This window comes from Erwinia sp. B116 (assembly GCF_002865965.1).
Lineage (GTDB): Bacteria > Pseudomonadota > Gammaproteobacteria > Enterobacterales > Enterobacteriaceae > Erwinia.
In genome coordinates this window covers 58,977-76,886 of record NZ_JRZZ01000009.1, presented here as the reverse complement: position 1 = coordinate 76,886, position 17,910 = coordinate 58,977, and the positions used below count along the sequence as shown (strand labels likewise).

The window sequence follows — 17,910 nt, the reverse complement described above, 5'->3', positions numbered from 1 at the left end:
AGAAAGCATGGCTATTCCAAAACTCGAGTCCTATGCGCTGCCAACCGCAGCTGAACTGCCGACCAACAAGGTCAGCTGGCCGTTTGAACCCGCGCGCGCCGCGCTGTTGATCCACGACATGCAGGAGTACTTCCTCAACTTCTGGGGTGACAACAGCCCGCTGGTTGAGCAGGTGGTGGCGAATATCGCCGCGCTGCGCCAGTACTGCAAGGCGCAGGGCATTCCGGTGTTTTATACCGCCCAGCCGAACCAGCAGAGCGCAGAAGATCGCGCCCTGCTCAACGACATGTGGGGGCCGGGCCTCAATAAGCACCCCGATCAGCAGCGGGTGGTCAGCGCGCTGGCGCCGGACGAGCAGGACCAGGTGCTGGTGAAGTGGCGTTACAGCGCTTTCCACCGTTCGCCGCTGGAGTCGATCCTTAACGAAACCGGCCGCGATCAGCTGATTATCTGTGGCGTCTACGCCCATATCGGCTGTCTGACCACCGCCACCGACGCCTTTATGCGTAACATCAAGCCGTTTATGGTCGCCGATGCGCTGGCCGACTTCAGCCGCGACGAGCATCTGATGGCGCTGACCTACACCGCCGGCCGCAGCGGCAAAGTAGTGATGACCGATGAGCTGCTGCCGGTACCGCGCTCGAAAGCGCAGCTGCGCGCCGTGGTGCTGCCGCTGCTGGATGACGATGCAGGGGATCTGGAAGATGATGAGAACCTGGTGGATTACGGCCTCGATTCGGTACGCATTATGTCGCTGGCCGCCCGCTGGCGTCAGGTGCACAGCGATATCGATTTCGTTGCGCTGGCGAAAGACCCGAGCATTGACGGCTGGTGGCAGCTGCTGTCGAGGGAGCCGGCATAATGTCCTGCCAGTTTGATTTTAGCGATAAACAGGTGTGGGTCACCGGAGCAGGCCAGGGGATTGGCTACCATACGGCGCTGGCGTTTGTGGCGGCGGGCGCCTCGGTGGTCGGTTTTGACCGTCAGTTTTCACAGAGCGACTATCCGTTCCAGCGGGTCATCGTCGACATAGCCGATGCCGGGCAGGTGAAAAACGTCTGTGAGAGGCTGCTGGCCGATATCCCCCGTCTTGACGTGCTGGTCAACGCGGCAGGCATCCTGCGCACCGGCAGCACCGAGACGCTGGCGGTGGAAGACTGGCAGGCCTGTATGGCGGTTAACGCCGGCGGCGCGTTTAACCTGTTCCAGCAGACGCTGCCGCTGTTTCGCCAGCAGCGCGGCGGAGCGATTGTCACCGTGGCCTCCAACGCTGCGCATGCGCCACGTATCGGCATGTCGGCCTATGGTGCCTCCAAAGCCGCGCTGCGCAGCCTGTGCATGACGGTGGCGCTGGAGATGGCACCGTTCGGCGTGCGCTGCAATATCGTTTCGCCGGGCTCGACGGATACCGCCATGCAGCGCAGCCTGTGGCACCGCCCGGAAGATGAACAGCAGATGATCGCCGGCTACCCGGACCAGTACAAGCTGGGGATCCCGCTGGGTAAAATCGCGCAGCCTGAGGAGATCGCCAGCGCGATCCTGTTCCTCGCCTCGGATAACGCCAGCCATATCGTGATGCAGGATATCGTGGTGGACGGCGGCGCGACGCTGGGGGCCTGATACAGGCTGCATCACCATCGCGCCATCCGTTCAGCACCGGGCCGGTGCGCTGGATCTGTAATGCGCAACAGGCCGGAAGGCTCCTGCCCTGAAGCGGAGTGCAGGATGCTGAATCTGAGCCTGCGGCAAAAAAAACGGGACGCTTATCGCGTCCCGTTTTTGATTTCAGCCTGAATTAACGCTGATAGATGATCTCGACGCCTTCGTCGTCTTCTTCATCCCAGTCGTCATCCCAGTCATCATCTTCTTCCACCACCGGCTGCGCGGCTTCCAGCTGCTCACGGTGATAGTCGTCCCACATGAATTCGACTTTCTCCGGCTGCGCGGTTTTCAGCTCTTCTTCTTTCGGGTTGGCGTTGATAAACGACATCACGTCCCAGCACAGCGCGGTGACGCCTTCGCGGTTCGCCGCCGAAATCAGATAGTATTTCTCGGTCCAGCCCAGCGCGTCGGCAATCGCTTTGGCACGGGATTCCGCCTCTTCCTTATCAAGCAGGTCAACCTTGTTGAACACCAGCCAGCGTGGCTTCTGGAACAGCTTGCCGCTGTATTTTTCCAGTTCGCCGAGGATGATTTTCGCATTCTCCACCGGATCGCTCTCGTCGATCGGCGCGAGGTCGATGGTGTGCAGCAGCACGCGGCAGCGTTCCAGGTGCTTAAGGAAACGGATCCCCAGGCCAGCACCTTCGGAAGCGCCCTCGATCAGGCCAGGAATATCCGCCACCACAAAGCTCTGCTCGTGGTCCATACGCACCACGCCAAGGCTTGGCACCAGAGTGGTGAACGGGTAATCGGCCACTTTTGGCTTGGCGGCGGAGACCGCGCGGATAAAGGTCGACTTACCGGCGTTCGGCAGGCCGAGCATGCCGACGTCGGCCAGCAGCATCAGCTCCAGCTGCAGATCACGCGCTTCACCCGGCGTGCCCATGGTCTTCTGACGCGGCGCACGGTTTACGGAGGACTTGAAGCGGCTGTTACCGAGGCCGTGCCAGCCGCCTTTAGCGACCATCAGCTTCTGGGTGTGGTGGGTCATATCGCCCAGCGTTTCACCGGTGCCCTGATCGATAATACGCGTACCGACCGGCACCTTAATGATGATGTCCTGGCCACGCTTGCCGGTACAGTCACGGCTCTGGCCGTTCTGGCCGCGTTCTGCGCGGAAAGACTTCTCAAAACGGTAGTCGATCAGGGTGTTAAGGTTCTCATCGGCCAGCATATACACGTCGCCGCCGTCGCCGCCGTCGCCGCCGTCAGGGCCGCCGCGCGGGATATATTTCTCACGACGGAAGCTGACGCAGCCATTGCCGCCGTCGCCCGCCACTGCCAGGATCGTCGCTTCATCTACAAACTTCATTTTACTTCTCCGTCACTCATTCGCCCGGCCGCGATGCAGGTGGCACCGGAACGGGATTGCTCCGCCGTGGCCATAAGCGATGACCAATTGCGGAAAACATGGCGCCTGACACCACGACGATTGCCCCGATAAACCCGAGGGTATTCAGCACCGGTACAGCAAAAAAGTCGGGCCAGCCAAGCGATAACAATTCTGAAAACAGCAGGGTAAACAGCGGCGTCAGCGTAACGATCGCGCTGACCTGCGACGCCTGCGTGCGGGAAAAAGCTTCCGCCAGCGCACCGTAACCTACCAGGGTATTCAGCGCACAAAATAGCAGGCAACAGAGCTGCCAGCCGTTCAGCTGCCAGAGCAGCGTGACGCGTGCCATAGGCAACAGCGCCACCGCACATAAAGTGTACAGCAAAAACAGGATCTGCTGCGAGGCCAGCCGACGCAAAAGTATTTTTTGCGTGACGCCGTAAACGACCCACACCAGCGCGGCGCTTACCCCGAGGATCACGCCCCAGGTGTAAGTCGTCAGGCGGGTGAAAATCTCAACCAGGCTGGTGTTAAAAAACATCAGCATGCCGCACAACAACAGGGCAGCACCGATCAGCTGACTGCCGCGCATTTTCTCTTTGAGGATCAGCACGCTGGCGGCCATCATGCACGGCGGTGCCAGCTGGGCAATCACCTGCGACGCCGTCGGGCTGAGATACTGCAGCGACGAGCCAAACAACACAAAGTTGCCCAGCAGCCCGCCGGTGGCGATCAGTACGTAAACCAGCCAGCGCGGGTGACGAAAGAAATCTGCCGGGGGCAGCTGCCGTTTCAGCGCCAGGATGATGCCCAGCCCTGCCGCTGCCAGAGAAAAGCGGAAGAAGACGATGGTGAACGGATCCATCACCGTCAGCACCTGCTTCATTGCGATGGGTAACGATCCCCAGCACATGGCCGTCACCAGCGCTAAGGCAATGCCCATGCCGGCCTGCTGTTTAATGCCTGACATCTGCCGGGTCCCTCGCAGAATGTAAAAAGCCCCGCAGTCTAGTGCGGGGCTTCTCTTTTCGTCGCTAAGGGGGTTATGCACCACCCTGCGGCACGAAAACCTTACTCAGCAACGATGCTGATGTACTTACGGTTGTTCGGGCCTTTCACTTCGAATTTGACCTTGCCGTCTGCAGTTGCAAACAGGGTGTGGTCACGACCGCAGCCAACGTTGGTGCCGGCATGGAACTTAGTTCCACGCTGACGAACGATGATGCTACCAGCCAGTACTGATTCGCCGCCGAAACGTTTTACGCCCAGACGTTTTGCATTGGAGTCACGACCGTTACGGGTCGAACCACCAGCTTTCTTGTGTGCCATTTGTCAGATCTCCTCTTAAGCGCTGATGCCAGTGATCTTCACGTCAGTAAACCACTGACGGTGACCCTGCTGCTTACGGTAATGCTTACGACGACGGAACTTAACAATCTTGATCTTGTCGCCACGACCGTGAGCTACGATTTCTGCCTTGATCACGCCACCTGAAACTAAAGGTGCGCCGATCTTAACGTCTTCGCCATTGGCAATCATCAGAACCTGGTCGAACTCAACAGTTTCACCGGTTGCGATGTCCAGCTTTTCCAGGCGAACGGTCTGACCTTCGCTTACTCGGTGTTGTTTACCACCACTTTGGAAAACCGCGTACATATAAACTCCGCTCTCGCACTGACCTTTTTTTGATTATCAGGTAGCGCTATAAATATTCACAATAGGGCGCGAATTCTACGCAACTTCCCGGCTAAAGACAAGTGTCTGTTACGCTGTATTGCAGAAAAAAAAGGCAATACGAATGGGGGCGTTTCACCGCCGCGTTTTTCAAGTACAATCTGTCCACCATTTCACGCCACGGGCACGAGTTAAAGCGCCTTTCATGAGCGATCTGAGCGAGCGATAGCTGAAAGACTGATGAACTTAGAACAGATAAACGAACTCACCGCGCCGGATATGGCGGACGTCAATGCGACAATACTCGACCAGCTGAACTCGGACGTATCCCTCATTAATCAGCTGGGCTATTACATTATCAGCGGCGGTGGGAAACGTATCCGCCCAATGATCGCCGTTCTGGCCGCGCGCGCCATCAACGACTATGACGGTAAACAGCACATTACCGTGGCCGCGCTGATCGAATTTATTCATACCGCCACTCTGTTACACGACGACGTGGTCGACGAGTCGGATATGCGCCGGGGTAAAGCCACCGCCAACGCCGCCTTTGGCAATGCGGCCAGCGTGCTGGTAGGCGACTTTATCTATACGCGCGCCTTCCAGATGATGACCAGCCTCGGCTCGCTGCGGGTGCTGGCGCTGATGTCAGAAGCGGTGAACGTGATCGCCGAAGGGGAAGTGCTGCAGTTAATGAACTGCAACGACCCGGACATTACCGAAGAGAGCTATATGCGGGTGATTTACAGCAAAACCGCACGCCTGTTTGAAGCCGCCGCACAGTCTTCTGCCATCCTCGCCGGTGCGACGCCGGAACAGGAGCAGGCGCTGCAGGATTACGGCCGCTATATCGGTACCGCCTTCCAGCTGATCGACGATCTGCTGGATTACAGCGCCGATGGCAAAACCCTCGGTAAGAACGTCGGTGACGACCTGAGCGAAGGCAAACCAACCCTGCCGCTGCTGCATGCCATGCGCAACGGCACGCCTGAACAGGCCAGTATGATCCGCTCTGCTATTGAAGAAGGTAACGGACGTCACTTACTGGAACCCGTTCTGGAAGCGATGCGTCAGCACGGTTCACTGGAGTGGACCCGCCAGGCCGCCGAACAGGAAGCCGATAAGGCGATTACCGCCCTGCAGGTGCTGCCAGCAACGCCATGGCGCAGCGCGCTGGAAGCGCTGGCGCATATGTCAGTACAGCGTGATTTCTGATTGACCGATGGCGTGGCAAGCCGCGCCATTACTGACTTTAATAAGAATTCCCCTACCCTTTCCCCTGACTTCAGCCACGCATTACTGCAACATCCTCAATGGTTACCGGAGCTTTTGCGTTGCAATGCTCAAAACGTATTATTTTATCGAATAACGCTGGAACTTACTGGAATTAGTTTGCTATAAATCACCCGAAGCAGACGGTTATCCCCTGGTTCGGGGCGCATAGGATCGCGCATTTCCAGCGAAGCTGATGCCCTAAGCCGTGTGCTTCACACCTTAATTTCTGCTGTGCGCAAGGAGGACATGCACGTGAAACATTCGCAACAGGACTGGCATCCTGCCGATATTATTGCCGGATTACGTAAAAAGGGGACTACGCTGGCCGCCCAGTCACGTCAGGCCGGTCTGAGTTCGTCGACCCTGGCGAACGCGCTGTGCCGCCCGTGGCCGAAAGGCGAGTGGCTGATCGCCGATGCGTTAGCCGTTCACCCGGCGCAAATCTGGCCCAGCCGCTACTATGACCCGGAGACGCATCAGCTGATTGACCGTAAAAAGCTGATCCGCCGGTAAAAAAAAGGGCCGGTAATGCTTACCGACCCTGATTTTTATTACGCGTGAGCGCTTACTCTTCGCCTTTCACACGCTGGATGTTGGCACCCAACGCAATCAGCTTGTCTTCAATATGTTCGTAGCCACGATCGATATGATAGATACGATCGACGATGGTGGTCCCTTCGGCAATACAGCCGGCCAGCACCAGGCTCGCGGATGCACGCAGGTCGGTCGCCATCACCTGAGCACCGGACAGCGTTTCCACACCGTGACAAATCAGCGTATTGCTCTCGATTTCACCGTGTGCGCCCATGCGCACCAGTTCAGGCACGTGCATAAAGCGGTTTTCAAAGATGGTTTCGGTGATCACACCGGTGCCTTCAGCCACCAGGTTCAGCAGGCTGAACTGCGCCTGCATATCGGTCGGGAAGCCCGGGTGCGGCGCGGTACGCAGGTTAACGGCCTTTGGACGCTTGCCGTGCATGTCCAGACTGATCCAGTCTTCGCCCTGTTCGATCTGAGCACCGGCTTCACGCAGTTTCGCCAGCACCGCATCCAGCGTGTCGGGCTGAGCCGCACGACAAACCACTTTTCCGCCGGAGATCGCCGCCGCGACCAGGAAGGTGCCGGTTTCGATACGGTCAGGCAGTACGCGATAGACGCCGCCGCCCAGGCGCTCAACGCCCTCAATGGTGATGCGATCGCTGCCCGCGCCGCTGATTTTTGCGCCCAGCGTATTGAGGAAGTTGGCGGTATCGACGATTTCCGGCTCGCGTGCCGCATTCTCGATGATGGTGGTGCCGGTGGCCAGCGTCGCCGCGCTCATGATGGTCACGGTTGCGCCAACGCTGACCTTATCCATCACGATGTGCGCGCCTTTCAGGCGGCCATCAACCGATGCCTTAACGTAGCCTTCTTCCAGCCTGATCTCGGCACCCAGCTGTTCCAGGCCGGTAATGTGCAGGTCAACCGGACGCGCGCCGATGGCACAGCCGCCGGGCAGGGAAACCTGCCCCTGGCCGAAACGTGCCACCAGCGGGCCCAGCGCCCAGATCGAGGCACGCATGGTTTTGACCAGATCGTAAGGCGCGCAGTAAACGCTGACCTGACTGGCGTCCAGATGCACCGAGCCATTGCGCTCGGCCTTCACGCCCAGCTGGCCAAGCAGCTTGAGGGTGGTATCGATGTCCTTCAGTTTCGGGACATTCTGGATCTCTACCGGCTCTTCGGCCAGTAAAGCAGCGAACAGGATCGGCAGCGCGGCATTTTTAGCCCCGGAAATGGTGACTTCACCGCTCAGGCGGGTCGGACCCTGTACACGAAATTTATCCATTGCAACTGCTCTCTGTTGTCATACGAAAAAGACGAGAGCCTTGCCACATCGGGCAAGGCCGGTGCCGTTCAGCTTAGAAACCGTTCAGCTTACGGTCACGTGCCCACTCTTCAGGGGTGTAGGTCTTGATGGACACCGCATGCATGCGGTTATCCGCAATATAGGCCATCAGGGGAGCGTAGACCGTCTGTTGCTTTTTAACGCGGCTTAACTCAGCAAACAGCTCGCCCACGGCAATCACCTGAAAATGGCTACCATCACCGGTAACGTGGACTTCCTGCAGCGGCAGCGCGCTCATCAGGACGGACTGAATTTCACTATTTTCCATGATGCCTTCAAACTCACCAGATAATAAACAGGCACACATATTAGTGGAATCCGCCCGACTCTTAAACAAGCAATAAATGCCGCGCGCGGCGGAAAAACAGCAATACCGGTAGATTACGCCGTCGTCAGCGGGCGGAGAGGTAAAGTCGCGGGCAGTGAGAGGAGGAAAAAGGGCAACGAACTCAGCAGGTTCCGATGTGGCACGGCGGACGCAGCCGCCGTGCCGGGGATCAGACGTTCTCCACAATAATTTTCTGGAGATTGTAGAGCGTAATCAGTGAAGCCAGTTTATCGGTGATGCCGGTAAAGCGCGGCGCACGCCCCTGCTGGCGCGCGGTTTCGTGCAGGTGCACCAGCAGCGCAAGGCCGGGTGAATCCACACGATCCAGCCCGGAGACGTCGATTGACTCAGCCTGCTGCATCAGCGTGGCACGCTGCTGCCACAGCGGCAGCAGCGTATCGCGATCTAACTCACCGGCAAGGCGTAACACCCCCGCCTCGACCTGCCAGCGTAATGAAGCAGCCATTACTTTTTCTGTTCCAGAGTGATCGGCTCGCTGGCGTAGGATTTCAGGCGCTGGGTCAGGCCGTCAACGCCCTGGGTACGCAGAATATCGCTCCACTCATTCTGCTTGGTGGTGATCATGCTCACCCCTTCAGCAATCATGTCAAACGCCTGCCAGTCGCCCGTGCGGCTGTTCTTACGCCACTGGAAATCAAGGCGCACCGGTGGGCGACCGTTCGGATCGATAATGGTCACGCGGATGGCGATAATGGTGGAATCACCCAGCGGCTGCTCCGGAGCAATCTGATAGGTCTGGCCGTTGTACATCGCCAGCGCCTGTCCATAGGCCTGGGTCAGGTAGTCACTAAAGGCGGCGAAGTAGGCTTCACGCTGCGCCGGGGTAGCTTCTTTGTAGTAGCGGCCCAGCACTAAAGCACCGGCATATTTGACCTGCACGTAAGGCAGCAGCTCCTGGCGGACCACCTGGCGCAGGTAGTTGGGATCCTTCCTGATCTTCGGCTGCTCGTTCTTCAGCCGGGTGAAGGTTTTTTCCGCCGCTTCGTTCATCAGCTTGTACGGGTTGGTCTGGTCGACGGCGGCATTCGCGGCCACCGGTGCAACGATCAGCATCGCGACCATCAGTAAACGTTTAAACATCACTTGCCCTCTTCTGGTGTAGTTGCCGCCGCCGGAGCAGCCGGTGCTGCCGCACCTGGCTCATCTGACGACGTTGTCTTCTTGTCTTCGCCGTTGCCGCTCTTGTAGAGGAACTGGCCAATCAGGTCTTCCAGTACCATCGCAGACTTGGTGTCCTGCAGGGTACTGCCGTCTTTGAGTATAGACGTCCCCATTTCCGGATCGTCAAAACCGACGTTCAGCGCAAGATACTGCTCGCCCAGCAGGCCGGAGGTGCGCACCGCAAGCGAGCTGGTATCCGGAATATTATTATATTTTTCATTAATATCCATCGTGACCCGCGGCGAATAGGTTTTTGGATCGAGGGTGATATCGCTCACCCGGCCGACCGCCACCCCGCCGATGCGCACCGGCGATCCGTTTTTCAGGCCGCCGATGTTATCGAAGGTCGCGTACAGCCTCCAGGTCGGCTCGTTGCCGAGCGATCGCAGATCGGCCACCCGCAGACAGAGGAAGATCGCCGCCACCAGCGCCAGCAGTAAGAAGGCGCCTACCCAAATTTCGCTTTTTTTCGTTTGCATTGAATCAGTTCCCAAACATCAGTGCCGTAAGCACAAAATCCAGACCGAGCACTGCCAGCGAGGCATGTACCACGGTACGCGTGGTCGCCCGACTAATCCCTTCGGAGGTCGGAATGGCGTCATAACCGTTGAACAGCGCAATCCAGGTGACGGTAATGGCAAACACGGCACTTTTAATTACGCAGTTGAGAATATCCTGCCGCAGATCGACCGCGCTCTGCATCGCCGACCAGAAGAAGCCCGCATCGATACCTTTCCAGCTCACCCCCACCAGCGCACCGCCGAGAATGCCCACCGCCACGAAGATCAGCGACAGCAGCGGCATACTGATAAACCCGGCCCAGAAGCGCGGTGAGATAATGCGCCGCAGCGGGTCAACCGCCATCATTTCCATACTGGAAAGCTGTTCAGTGGCCTTCATCAGGCCGATCTCGGCGGTCAGCGCCGAGCCTGCCCGGCCGGCAAACAGCAGTGCGGTGACCACCGGCCCCAGCTCGCGCAGCAGCGACAGCGCCACCATCATGCCAAGGCTGGTCTCTGCACTGTAGGTTTTCAGGATCAGGTAGCCCTGCAGCCCCAGCACCATGCCGATAAACAGCCCGGACACCACGATGATCAACAGCGACAGAACACCGACGCTGTACAGCTGTTTGATCAGCAGCGGAGCATGTCGGCGAAAACGAGGAATACCCACCAGGGCATGAAACAACATCAATCCGGCGCGCCCGAAGGAGGAACAGGTTGCAATCCCCCGTCGCCCCAGTGACGCCAGTGCTCGTAACAACATCAGTTAGTTAACTCCCTGAGCCGACTAAATCGTGAAGGTAATCCCCGGCGGGGAAGCGGAACGGCACCGGGCCGTCAGCGTTACCGTCGATAAACTGCCGTACCCGCGCATCCTGATTCGCCTGCAGCTCGGCCGCCGCCCCGTGGGCGATCACCTGCTGGTCAGCAATGATATACGCATAGTCCGCAATACTCAGCACCTCAGGCACGTCGTGTGAAACCACGATACAGGTGACGCCCAGCGAGTGATTGAGTTCATCGATCAGCTTCACCAGCACCCCCATGGTGATCGGGTCCTGGCCGACGAAAGGCTCATCAAACATGATCAGCTCCGGCTCCAGCGCAATCGCGCGCGCCAGCGCGGCCCGCCGGGCCATGCCGCCGGAGAGCTCAGATGGCATCAGCTTTGCCGCACCGCGCAGCCCCACCGCTTCCAGCTTCATCATCACCGTGCTGTGCAGCAGAGCCGGCGGCAGCGAAGTGTGCTCACGCAGCGGCCACGCCACGTTGTCGAACACGTTCAGGTCGGTGAACAGCGCACCGGACTGAAACAGCATGCTCATCTTTTTGCGGGCGGCGTACAGACGGGAACGGGATAGCGTGGGAATATTATCGCCGTTGAACCAGATTTCACCGTTGTCCGGTGCAATCTGGCCGCCGATCAGGCGCAGCAGCGTGGTTTTACCAATCCCGGAGGGGCCCATGATCGCGGTGACTTTGCCTTTCGGCACCGTAAGCGAGATGTTATCGAAAATCGGCCGGCTGCCGCGGGTAAAACTGACGCCCCGCACCTCCACCAGATTTGTCGCCGTCTGGCCCATAGTTACCTCAATCCTTGTTATTCAGACGATAAATTTATTCCCGATAGTAACGTATTACCTCCGGGACGGGACACTTTTACAGAAACTTACCGCAATCACTTAGCGAAAGCAGGCATACGTTTTACTTTTCGGCCTGAGACCGTCAAAATCACTGCCACAAAAATTTCATACCACCCAGCGTCACTGCAGACGGCAACCGACGATTATACCCGATTTAAAGGACTCTTCATGCTCGTAGCTACAGCACTATTGATTATCGGTTTAGTCTTACTGGTTTATGGAGCCGATCGTCTGGTGTTTAGTGCAGCGATCCTGTGCCGCGCGCTGGGAATGCCGCCGCTGATCATCGGCATGACGGTGGTCGGCATGGGCACCTCACTGCCCGAGCTGATCGTCGCGTTTTCCGCCGCCAGCCACGGTCAGATGGATATCGCCATCGGCACTGCGCTGGGATCGAACATCACCAATATTCTGTTGATCCTCGGCGGCGCGGCGCTGCTGCATCCGCTGACCCTGCAATCCAACCTGCTCCGCCGCGAGCTGCCGCTGATGCTGCTGGTTACCCTGGTGTGCGGCGTGATGCTTTTTGACCATCAGCTTAGCCGCAATGACGGCCTGGCGCTGGTGGCCATCGCCGCACTGTGGCTGACCTTTACCATTAAAATTGCCCGCCGCGCCGAACGGGATAACAGTGACTCCCTGACGCGTGAACAGGTGGCGGAGCTGCCACGGGACGACGTTGGCAACACCGTGGCCTTTCTGTGGCTGGCGGTGGCGCTGATTCTGTTGCCGGTCTCCACCCGCATGGTGATTGATAATGCCACGGTGATTGCCGACTATTTTGGCGTTAGCGAGCTGGTGATTGGTCTGACCCTGATTTCCGTCGGCACCAGCCTGCCGGAACTGGCCACGCTGGTAGCCGGCGCGCTGAAAGGTGAAGATGACATTGCCATAGGCAACCTGATCGGGTCTAACATTTATAATCTGGTGATTGTGCTGGGCATTCCGGCACTGCTGTACCCGGGTGGGTTCGACGCCAACGCTTTTGCCCGTGACTACTGGGTTATGCTGGCGGTCAGCGCCCTGTTTGCACTGCTGTGCCTGCTGCGCGGCCGGCGCATTGGCCGGCTGGCCGGCGGCCTGCTGCTGTGTGGCTTTATCCTCTGGGTCGGGGTGCTCTACACCTCACCTTCAGTGACACTCTGGTAAAAGGACTGAGAACGATGGCGCATATCACCCTGAATCCCGACTTTGATTTTCAGCAGGCCGGTAAGGACGTTTTGCGGATCGAACGTGAAGGGCTGGAACAGCTTGATCAGTATATTAATGAAGACTTTACCCGTGCCTGCGAGCTGATCGCCGCCTGCCTCGGTAAAGTGGTGGTGATGGGGATGGGCAAATCCGGCCACATCGGCAAGAAGATGGCAGCCACCTTCGCCAGCACCGGTACGCCGGCCTTTTTCGTCCATCCCGGCGAGGCCAGCCACGGCGATCTCGGCATGGTCAGCCCGAATGATGTGGTGATTGCGATCTCAAATTCCGGTGAATCGTCTGAAATTCTGGCGCTGATCCCGGTACTGAAACGCCTGCGGGTGCGGCTGATCTGCATGACCAGCCGCCCCGAGAGCGCAATGGGCCGCGCTGCAGAGATTCATCTGTGTGTTAAAGTGCCTCAGGAAGCCTGCCCGCTGGGCCTGGCCCCGACAACCAGCACCACCGCGACGCTGGTGATGGGCGATGCGCTGGCCGTGGCGCTGCTGAAAGCCCGCGGCTTTACCGCAGAGGATTTCGCGCTGTCGCACCCCGGCGGCGCGCTGGGGCGCAAGCTGCTGTTACGCGTTGATGATATTATGCACAGCGGCAGCGAGATGCCGCACGTCAGTCGCGATGCCTCGCTGCGCGATGCGTTGCTGGAGATCACGCGTAAAAACATGGGTATGACGGTCATCTGCAACGACCTGATGAAAATCGAAGGCATCTTTACCGACGGTGACCTGCGCCGGGTGTTCGATATGGGCATTGATATTCAGCAGGCCAGCATCGCCAGCGTGATGACGCCGGGCGGCATCCGCGTGCGGGCGAACACCCTGGCGGTGGACGCGCTTAACCTGATGCAAAACAGAAACATTACCTCGGTGCTGGTCGCGGATGGCGATCTGCTGCTGGGCGTGGTCCATATGCATGACATGCTGCGCGCCGGCGTGGTCTAACAAGGAATTTTTGAACATGAGCAATCCGGCAGCAACCGTTGAGACCTGTTACGGCCCGGTCAGCCAGTCAGTGATGGCACGGGCCGCGGAAATTAAGTTATTGATTTGCGACGTAGATGGCGTAATGTCCGACGGCATCATTTACCAGGGCAACCAGGGTGAAGAGCTGAAGGCGTTTAACGTGCGTGACGGTTACGGTATCCGCTGCCTGCTGACCTCTGAGGTCGAGGTAGCGATCATCACCGGCCGCAAGGCAAAACTGCTGGAAGATCGCTGTGCGACTCTGGGGATTACTCATCTTTACCAGGGGCAATCTGATAAGCTGGTGGCCTTCCACGAACTTCTGGATACACTAGCCCTAACGGCAGACCAGGTGGCTTACATTGGTGATGACCTGATTGACTGGCCGGTCATGGCCCGGGTGGGCCTGAGCGTCACCGTCGCCGATGCGCATCCGGTGCTGCTGCCGCGTGCCGACTATGTCACCCGGATTGCGGGTGGGCGCGGTGCCGTGAGGGAAATCTGCGATCTGATCTTAATCGCGCAGGGTAAGTTTGATGAGGCCAAAGGGCAGTCGGTATGAGTAAAACAAGACGCTGGATTACGCTATTTCTGGCCCTGGTGGCAATCGTGCTGATCGGCTGGAATCTGACCGATTCTGACGATGCCGATCGCAACGCCACGGCGGATAACGGTGAACCGACCTATCTGAGCGATAATTCCCATACGGTGGTGTATAACCCCGAGGGCAGCCTGAGTTACCGGCTCGACTCAGAAAAAGTCACCTATTTTGCGGCAGAATCCGTCAGCTGGTTCGATAAGCCGGTGATGACTACCTATGACGAAAACAAAGTGGCGACCTGGTCGGTACGGGCTGACAAAGCCAAACTGACCAAAGATCGCCTGCTGTATCTGTATGGTAACGTCGAAGTGAACAGCCTGACGCCGGAGGCGCAGCTTAAGCGCATCACCACCGATAATGCGCTGGTGAATCTGGTCACCCAGGATATCACCTCGGACGATCGGGTAACGCTTTATGGCAGCAACTTTAACTCTACCGGTATGAAGATGCGTGGAAACTTACGGAAGAAAACCGCCGAGCTGATTGAAAAGGTCAAAACCTCTTATGAAATTCAAAATGCAAAACAACCTTAAGTTACTGACAGCCGCGCTGCTGCTGGCGGCCAGCGTGCCGGCCCTGGCGCTGACGGGCGACTCCGACAAGCCGGTTAACGTCGATTCTGAAAACCAGGCCCTTGATATGCAGGGGAACGTCGCCACCTTTACCGGTAAGGTGATCGTCACCCAGGGTTCGATCAAAATCACCGCCGATAAAGTGGTGGTGACCCGTCCCGGCGGCGACAGCAATAAGACCATCGTGGATGCTTACGGCAGCCCGGCGACCTTCTACCAGATGCAGGACAACGGCAAGCCGGTCAAAGGCCACGCGCAGAAGATGCACTATGAGCTGGCGAAGGACTTCGTTGAGCTGACGGGTAACGCTTACCTTGAGCAGCTGGACAGCAACGTGAAAGGCGATCGCATCACCTATCTGGTGAAAGAGCAGAAAATGCAGGCCTATGGCAACACCGGCAAACGGGTCACCACCGTGCTGGTACCGTCGCAGCTGCAGGACAAAGGCACGCCGTCTAACGGTCAGAAAAAGAGTAACTAATAACTATGGCAACCTTAATAGCGGAAAACCTGGCGAAGGCCTATAAAGGCCGTCGCGTGGTTGAGGATGTGAGCCTGCGGGTGAAATCCGGTGAAATTGTTGGCCTGCTGGGTCCCAACGGCGCGGGCAAGACCACCACCTTTTACATGGTTGTCGGCATCGTACCGCGCGATGCCGGGCGCATCGTCATTGATGATGAAGACATCAGTATTCTGCCGCTGCACGCCCGCGCCCGTCGCGGCATCGGCTACCTGCCACAGGAAGCGTCGATCTTCCGCCGCCTGAGCGTGTATGACAATCTGATGGCGGTACTGCAGATCCGTGACGATCTGAGCAGCGAGCAGCGCTCGGATCGCGCCAACGAGCTGATGGCGGAATTCCATATTGAACACCTGCGCGACAGCCTTGGCCAGGCGCTCTCCGGTGGCGAACGCCGCCGCGTGGAGATTGCCCGCGCGCTGGCCGCCAATCCGAAGTTTATTCTGCTGGATGAGCCCTTTGCCGGCGTCGATCCGATTTCGGTGATCGACATTAAAAAGATCATCGAACATCTGCGCGACAGCGGTCTTGGCGTGCTGATTACCGATCACAACGTGCGTGAAACGCTGTCGGTGTGTGAACGGGCCTATATCGTCAGCCAGGGGCATCTGATCGCCCACGGAACCCCCGCCGAAATCCTCGCTGATGAACAAGTTAAGCGTGTCTACTTAGGCGAAGAGTTCAGACTCTGATAAGGTGTTCATCCGGGGTAAGTTTTTAATGGAATTGTGGTCCTGATTATGAAGCAAGGTTTACAACTCAGGCTGAGCCAACAGCTTGCCATGACGCCACAACTGCAGCAGGCTATCCGCCTGTTGCAGCTCTCTACGCTTGAACTTCAGCAGGAAATTCAGCTGGCGCTGGAAAGTAATCCTTTGCTTGAACAGACCGATATCCATGAAGAGGTGGACTCCCGCGAATATCAGGAAACCGATTCGCTGGATACCCGTGAAGCGCTCGAACAGAAAGATATGCCGGAAGAGCTGCCGCTGGACGCCACCTGGGATGAGATTTACACCGCCGGCACCCCGTCCGGCACCGGCACCGATTATCACGACGATGAGCTGCCGGTTTATCAGGGCGAAACCACCCAGTCTCTGCAGGATTATCTGATGTGGCAGGTGGGGCTGACCCCGTTTACCGACACAGATCGGGCGATCGCCACCTCGATTGTCGATGCGGTGGATGACACCGGCTATCTGACCGTGGCGCTGGAAGATATTCTGGAGAGCATCGGCAACGACGAGCTGAGTCTGGACGAAGTGGAAGCGGTGCTGAAACGTGTGCAGCGCTTCGATCCGATCGGCGTCTGCGCGCGGGATTTACGTGACTGTCTGCTGGTGCAGCTGTCGCAGTTTGCCGCCGATCTGCCGCTGCTGAAAGAGGCGCGGCTGATCGTCAGTGAACACCTGGATCTGCTGGCTAACCACGATTTCCGCTCGCTGATGCGCGTCACCCGCCTGAAGGAAGAGGTGCTGAAAGAGGCGATGCAGCTGATTCAGTCGCTCGATCCGCGCCCCGGACAGTCGATCAATACCCAGGAGCCGGAGTACGTAATCCCTGACGTGCTGGTGCGCCAGGTGAGCAACCGCTGGACGGTCGAGCTGAATGGAGACAGCATCCCGCGCCTGAAGATCAACCAGCAGTATGCCGCGCTGGGAACCGCCTCGCGCAACGACAGCGATTCCCAGTATATCCGCAGCAACCTGCAGGAAGCGAAGTGGCTGATTAAAAGTCTGGAGAGCCGCAATGACACCCTGCTGAAGGTGACCCGCTGCATCGTCGATCAACAGCAGGCGTTCTTTGAACAGGGCGAAGAGTTTATGCGTCCGATGGTGCTGGCCGATATCGCCAGCGCCGTTGAGATGCACGAATCAACGATCTCACGCGTCACCACGCAGAAATATCTGCACAGCCCGCGTGGCATCTTTGAGCTGAAGTACTTCTTCTCCAGCCATGTGAATACCGAAGGCGGTGGAGAAGCCTCATCCACCGCCATCCGTGCGCTGGTTAAGAAGTTGATTGCGGCGGAAAACCCCGCCAAACCGCTCAGCGACAGCAAGCTGACCACCCTGCTCTCCGATCAGGGAATTATGGTCGCGCGCCGTACTGTGGCAAAATACCGAGAGTCTTTATCCATCCCACCCTCAAATCAGCGCAAACAGCTGGTGTGAATGAACTGAGAAGGAAGACCACATGCAACTGAATATCACTGGACAGAACGTTGAGATAACCGAACCACTGCGCGAATTTGTGACCACAAAATTCGCCAAGTTAGAGCAGTATTTTGATCGCATTAACCAGGTCTATATTGTTTTGAAAGTGGAAAAGGTGACGCAGATTGCGGATGCGACGTTGCATGTAAATGGTGGGGAGATCCACGCGACCTCGGAAGAAAAAGATATGTACGCGGCGATTGACGGTTTGATTGACAAGCTGACACGCCAGATCAATAAACATAAAGACAAACTGAAACAACACTAAATTTCACCATGCATTGATGTTTTCAGCCGCCATCGGGCGCCTGAAACCGTTTTCGGCTCGTTTTCCCGTCAGGG

General features: G+C 57.8%; 23 protein-coding genes. 12 read left to right on the top strand and 11 right to left on the bottom strand.

Features of this window, described 5'->3' with window-relative positions:
• The first annotated feature begins 7 nt into the window (after window positions 1-7).
• On the top strand, window positions 8-862 hold the full coding sequence (locus NV64_RS09140) for an isochorismatase family protein (protein WP_056231180.1): 855 nt from the start codon (window positions 8-10) through the stop codon (window positions 860-862).
• Entirely contained in the window at window positions 862-1,620 is a 759-nt protein-coding gene (gene dhbA, locus NV64_RS09135) for a 2,3-dihydro-2,3-dihydroxybenzoate dehydrogenase (RefSeq protein WP_056231176.1), read from the top strand. The genes NV64_RS09140 and dhbA overlap by 1 nt, the downstream gene beginning before the upstream one ends.
• A gap of 175 nt (window positions 1,621-1,795) precedes the next feature.
• Here dhbA and cgtA read toward each other — a convergent pair whose 3' ends face one another.
• The 4 genes from cgtA to rplU all read right to left on the bottom strand — a co-directional run bounded on the left by cgtA (window position 1,796) and on the right by rplU (window position 4,651).
• Window positions 1,796-2,974, bottom strand: a complete 1,179-nt coding sequence (gene cgtA, locus NV64_RS09130) for an Obg family GTPase CgtA (protein WP_056231173.1) — start codon at window positions 2,972-2,974, stop codon at window positions 1,796-1,798.
• Between the two features lie 16 nt (window positions 2,975-2,990).
• A complete protein-coding gene (locus tag NV64_RS09125) occupies window positions 2,991-3,956 on the bottom strand; it encodes a DMT family transporter (RefSeq protein ID WP_056232291.1) in 966 nt (321 codons plus the stop codon).
• Window positions 3,957-4,066: 110 nt separating this feature from the next.
• On the bottom strand, window positions 4,067-4,324 hold the full coding sequence (gene rpmA / locus NV64_RS09120; RefSeq protein ID WP_017349604.1) for a 50S ribosomal protein L27: 258 nt from the start codon (window positions 4,322-4,324) through the stop codon (window positions 4,067-4,069).
• A 15-nt stretch (window positions 4,325-4,339) separates the two neighbouring features.
• The gene (rplU, locus tag NV64_RS09115; RefSeq protein ID WP_056231170.1) at window positions 4,340-4,651 is read right to left on the bottom strand and encodes a 50S ribosomal protein L21; all 312 of its coding nucleotides are present in this window, start codon (window positions 4,649-4,651) and stop codon (window positions 4,340-4,342) included.
• A 258-nt stretch (window positions 4,652-4,909) separates the two neighbouring features.
• Here rplU and ispB point away from each other — a divergent pair, with 258 nt between their 5' ends.
• Window positions 4,910-5,884 carry an octaprenyl diphosphate synthase gene (gene ispB, locus NV64_RS09110; RefSeq protein ID WP_056231167.1) on the top strand — a complete coding sequence of 325 codons (975 nt, stop codon included), beginning with the start codon at window positions 4,910-4,912 and terminating at the stop codon, window positions 5,882-5,884.
• A gap of 306 nt (window positions 5,885-6,190) precedes the next feature.
• Window positions 6,191-6,457 carry a helix-turn-helix domain-containing protein gene (locus NV64_RS09105; RefSeq protein WP_082502251.1) on the top strand — a complete coding sequence of 89 codons (267 nt, stop codon included), beginning with the start codon at window positions 6,191-6,193 and terminating at the stop codon, window positions 6,455-6,457.
• Between the two features lie 52 nt (window positions 6,458-6,509).
• Here NV64_RS09105 and murA read toward each other — a convergent pair whose 3' ends face one another.
• The 7 genes from murA to mlaF form a co-directional block, all read right to left on the bottom strand.
• On the bottom strand, window positions 6,510-7,772 hold the full coding sequence (murA, locus tag NV64_RS09100; RefSeq protein WP_056231164.1) for a UDP-N-acetylglucosamine 1-carboxyvinyltransferase: 1,263 nt from the start codon (window positions 7,770-7,772) through the stop codon (window positions 6,510-6,512).
• A gap of 73 nt (window positions 7,773-7,845) precedes the next feature.
• Window positions 7,846-8,100 carry a BolA family iron metabolism protein IbaG gene (ibaG, locus tag NV64_RS09095; protein ID WP_056231162.1) on the bottom strand — a complete coding sequence of 85 codons (255 nt, stop codon included), beginning with the start codon at window positions 8,098-8,100 and terminating at the stop codon, window positions 7,846-7,848.
• 229 nt (window positions 8,101-8,329) lie between these two features.
• Complete coding sequence (gene mlaB, locus NV64_RS09090; protein WP_056231159.1) at window positions 8,330-8,626, bottom strand: lipid asymmetry maintenance protein MlaB; 297 nt, start codon at window positions 8,624-8,626, stop codon at window positions 8,330-8,332.
• Entirely contained in the window at window positions 8,626-9,261 is a 636-nt protein-coding gene (gene mlaC / locus NV64_RS09085) for a phospholipid-binding protein MlaC (RefSeq protein ID WP_056231156.1), read from the bottom strand. Before mlaC ends, mlaB begins: the two co-directional genes overlap by 1 nt.
• Window positions 9,261-9,821, bottom strand: a complete 561-nt coding sequence (mlaD, locus tag NV64_RS09080; protein ID WP_056231154.1) for an outer membrane lipid asymmetry maintenance protein MlaD — start codon at window positions 9,819-9,821, stop codon at window positions 9,261-9,263. Before mlaD ends, mlaC begins: the two co-directional genes overlap by 1 nt.
• A gap of 4 nt (window positions 9,822-9,825) precedes the next feature.
• The gene (mlaE, locus tag NV64_RS09075) at window positions 9,826-10,608 is read right to left on the bottom strand and encodes a lipid asymmetry maintenance ABC transporter permease subunit MlaE (protein ID WP_056231152.1); all 783 of its coding nucleotides are present in this window, start codon (window positions 10,606-10,608) and stop codon (window positions 9,826-9,828) included.
• 7 nt (window positions 10,609-10,615) lie between these two features.
• Window positions 10,616-11,428, bottom strand: a complete 813-nt coding sequence (gene mlaF, locus NV64_RS09070; RefSeq protein ID WP_056231148.1) for a phospholipid ABC transporter ATP-binding protein MlaF — start codon at window positions 11,426-11,428, stop codon at window positions 10,616-10,618.
• Between the two features lie 228 nt (window positions 11,429-11,656).
• Between mlaF and NV64_RS09065 the strand changes: the two genes are divergently transcribed.
• The 8 genes from NV64_RS09065 to hpf are packed head-to-tail and all read left to right on the top strand — an operon-like array spanning window position 11,657 to window position 17,836.
• On the top strand, window positions 11,657-12,637 hold the full coding sequence (locus NV64_RS09065; protein ID WP_056231146.1) for a calcium/sodium antiporter: 981 nt from the start codon (window positions 11,657-11,659) through the stop codon (window positions 12,635-12,637).
• 14 nt (window positions 12,638-12,651) lie between these two features.
• Window positions 12,652-13,638: an arabinose-5-phosphate isomerase KdsD gene (gene kdsD, locus NV64_RS09060; RefSeq protein ID WP_056231143.1), complete on the top strand. Its 987-nt coding sequence runs from the start codon at window positions 12,652-12,654 to the stop codon at window positions 13,636-13,638.
• Between the two features lie 16 nt (window positions 13,639-13,654).
• A complete protein-coding gene (gene kdsC, locus NV64_RS09055) occupies window positions 13,655-14,221 on the top strand; it encodes a 3-deoxy-manno-octulosonate-8-phosphatase KdsC (protein ID WP_056231140.1) in 567 nt (188 codons plus the stop codon).
• Window positions 14,218-14,793 carry an LPS export ABC transporter periplasmic protein LptC gene (gene lptC, locus NV64_RS09050; RefSeq protein WP_056231137.1) on the top strand — a complete coding sequence of 192 codons (576 nt, stop codon included), beginning with the start codon at window positions 14,218-14,220 and terminating at the stop codon, window positions 14,791-14,793. The genes kdsC and lptC overlap by 4 nt, the downstream gene beginning before the upstream one ends.
• Window positions 14,765-15,313, top strand: a complete 549-nt coding sequence (gene lptA / locus NV64_RS09045) for a lipopolysaccharide ABC transporter substrate-binding protein LptA (RefSeq protein WP_056231134.1) — start codon at window positions 14,765-14,767, stop codon at window positions 15,311-15,313. The genes lptC and lptA overlap by 29 nt, the downstream gene beginning before the upstream one ends.
• A 5-nt stretch (window positions 15,314-15,318) precedes the next feature.
• Window positions 15,319-16,044: an LPS export ABC transporter ATP-binding protein gene (gene lptB / locus NV64_RS09040; RefSeq protein WP_056231132.1), complete on the top strand. Its 726-nt coding sequence runs from the start codon at window positions 15,319-15,321 to the stop codon at window positions 16,042-16,044.
• Window positions 16,045-16,092: 48 nt separating this feature from the next.
• Entirely contained in the window at window positions 16,093-17,526 is a 1,434-nt protein-coding gene (gene rpoN, locus NV64_RS09035; protein WP_056232285.1) for an RNA polymerase factor sigma-54, read from the top strand.
• 22 nt (window positions 17,527-17,548) lie between these two features.
• Window positions 17,549-17,836, top strand: coding sequence for a ribosome hibernation promoting factor (hpf, locus tag NV64_RS09030; RefSeq protein WP_056231129.1), 288 nt, complete (start codon window positions 17,549-17,551; stop codon window positions 17,834-17,836).
• Window positions 17,837-17,910 lie beyond the last annotated feature (74 nt).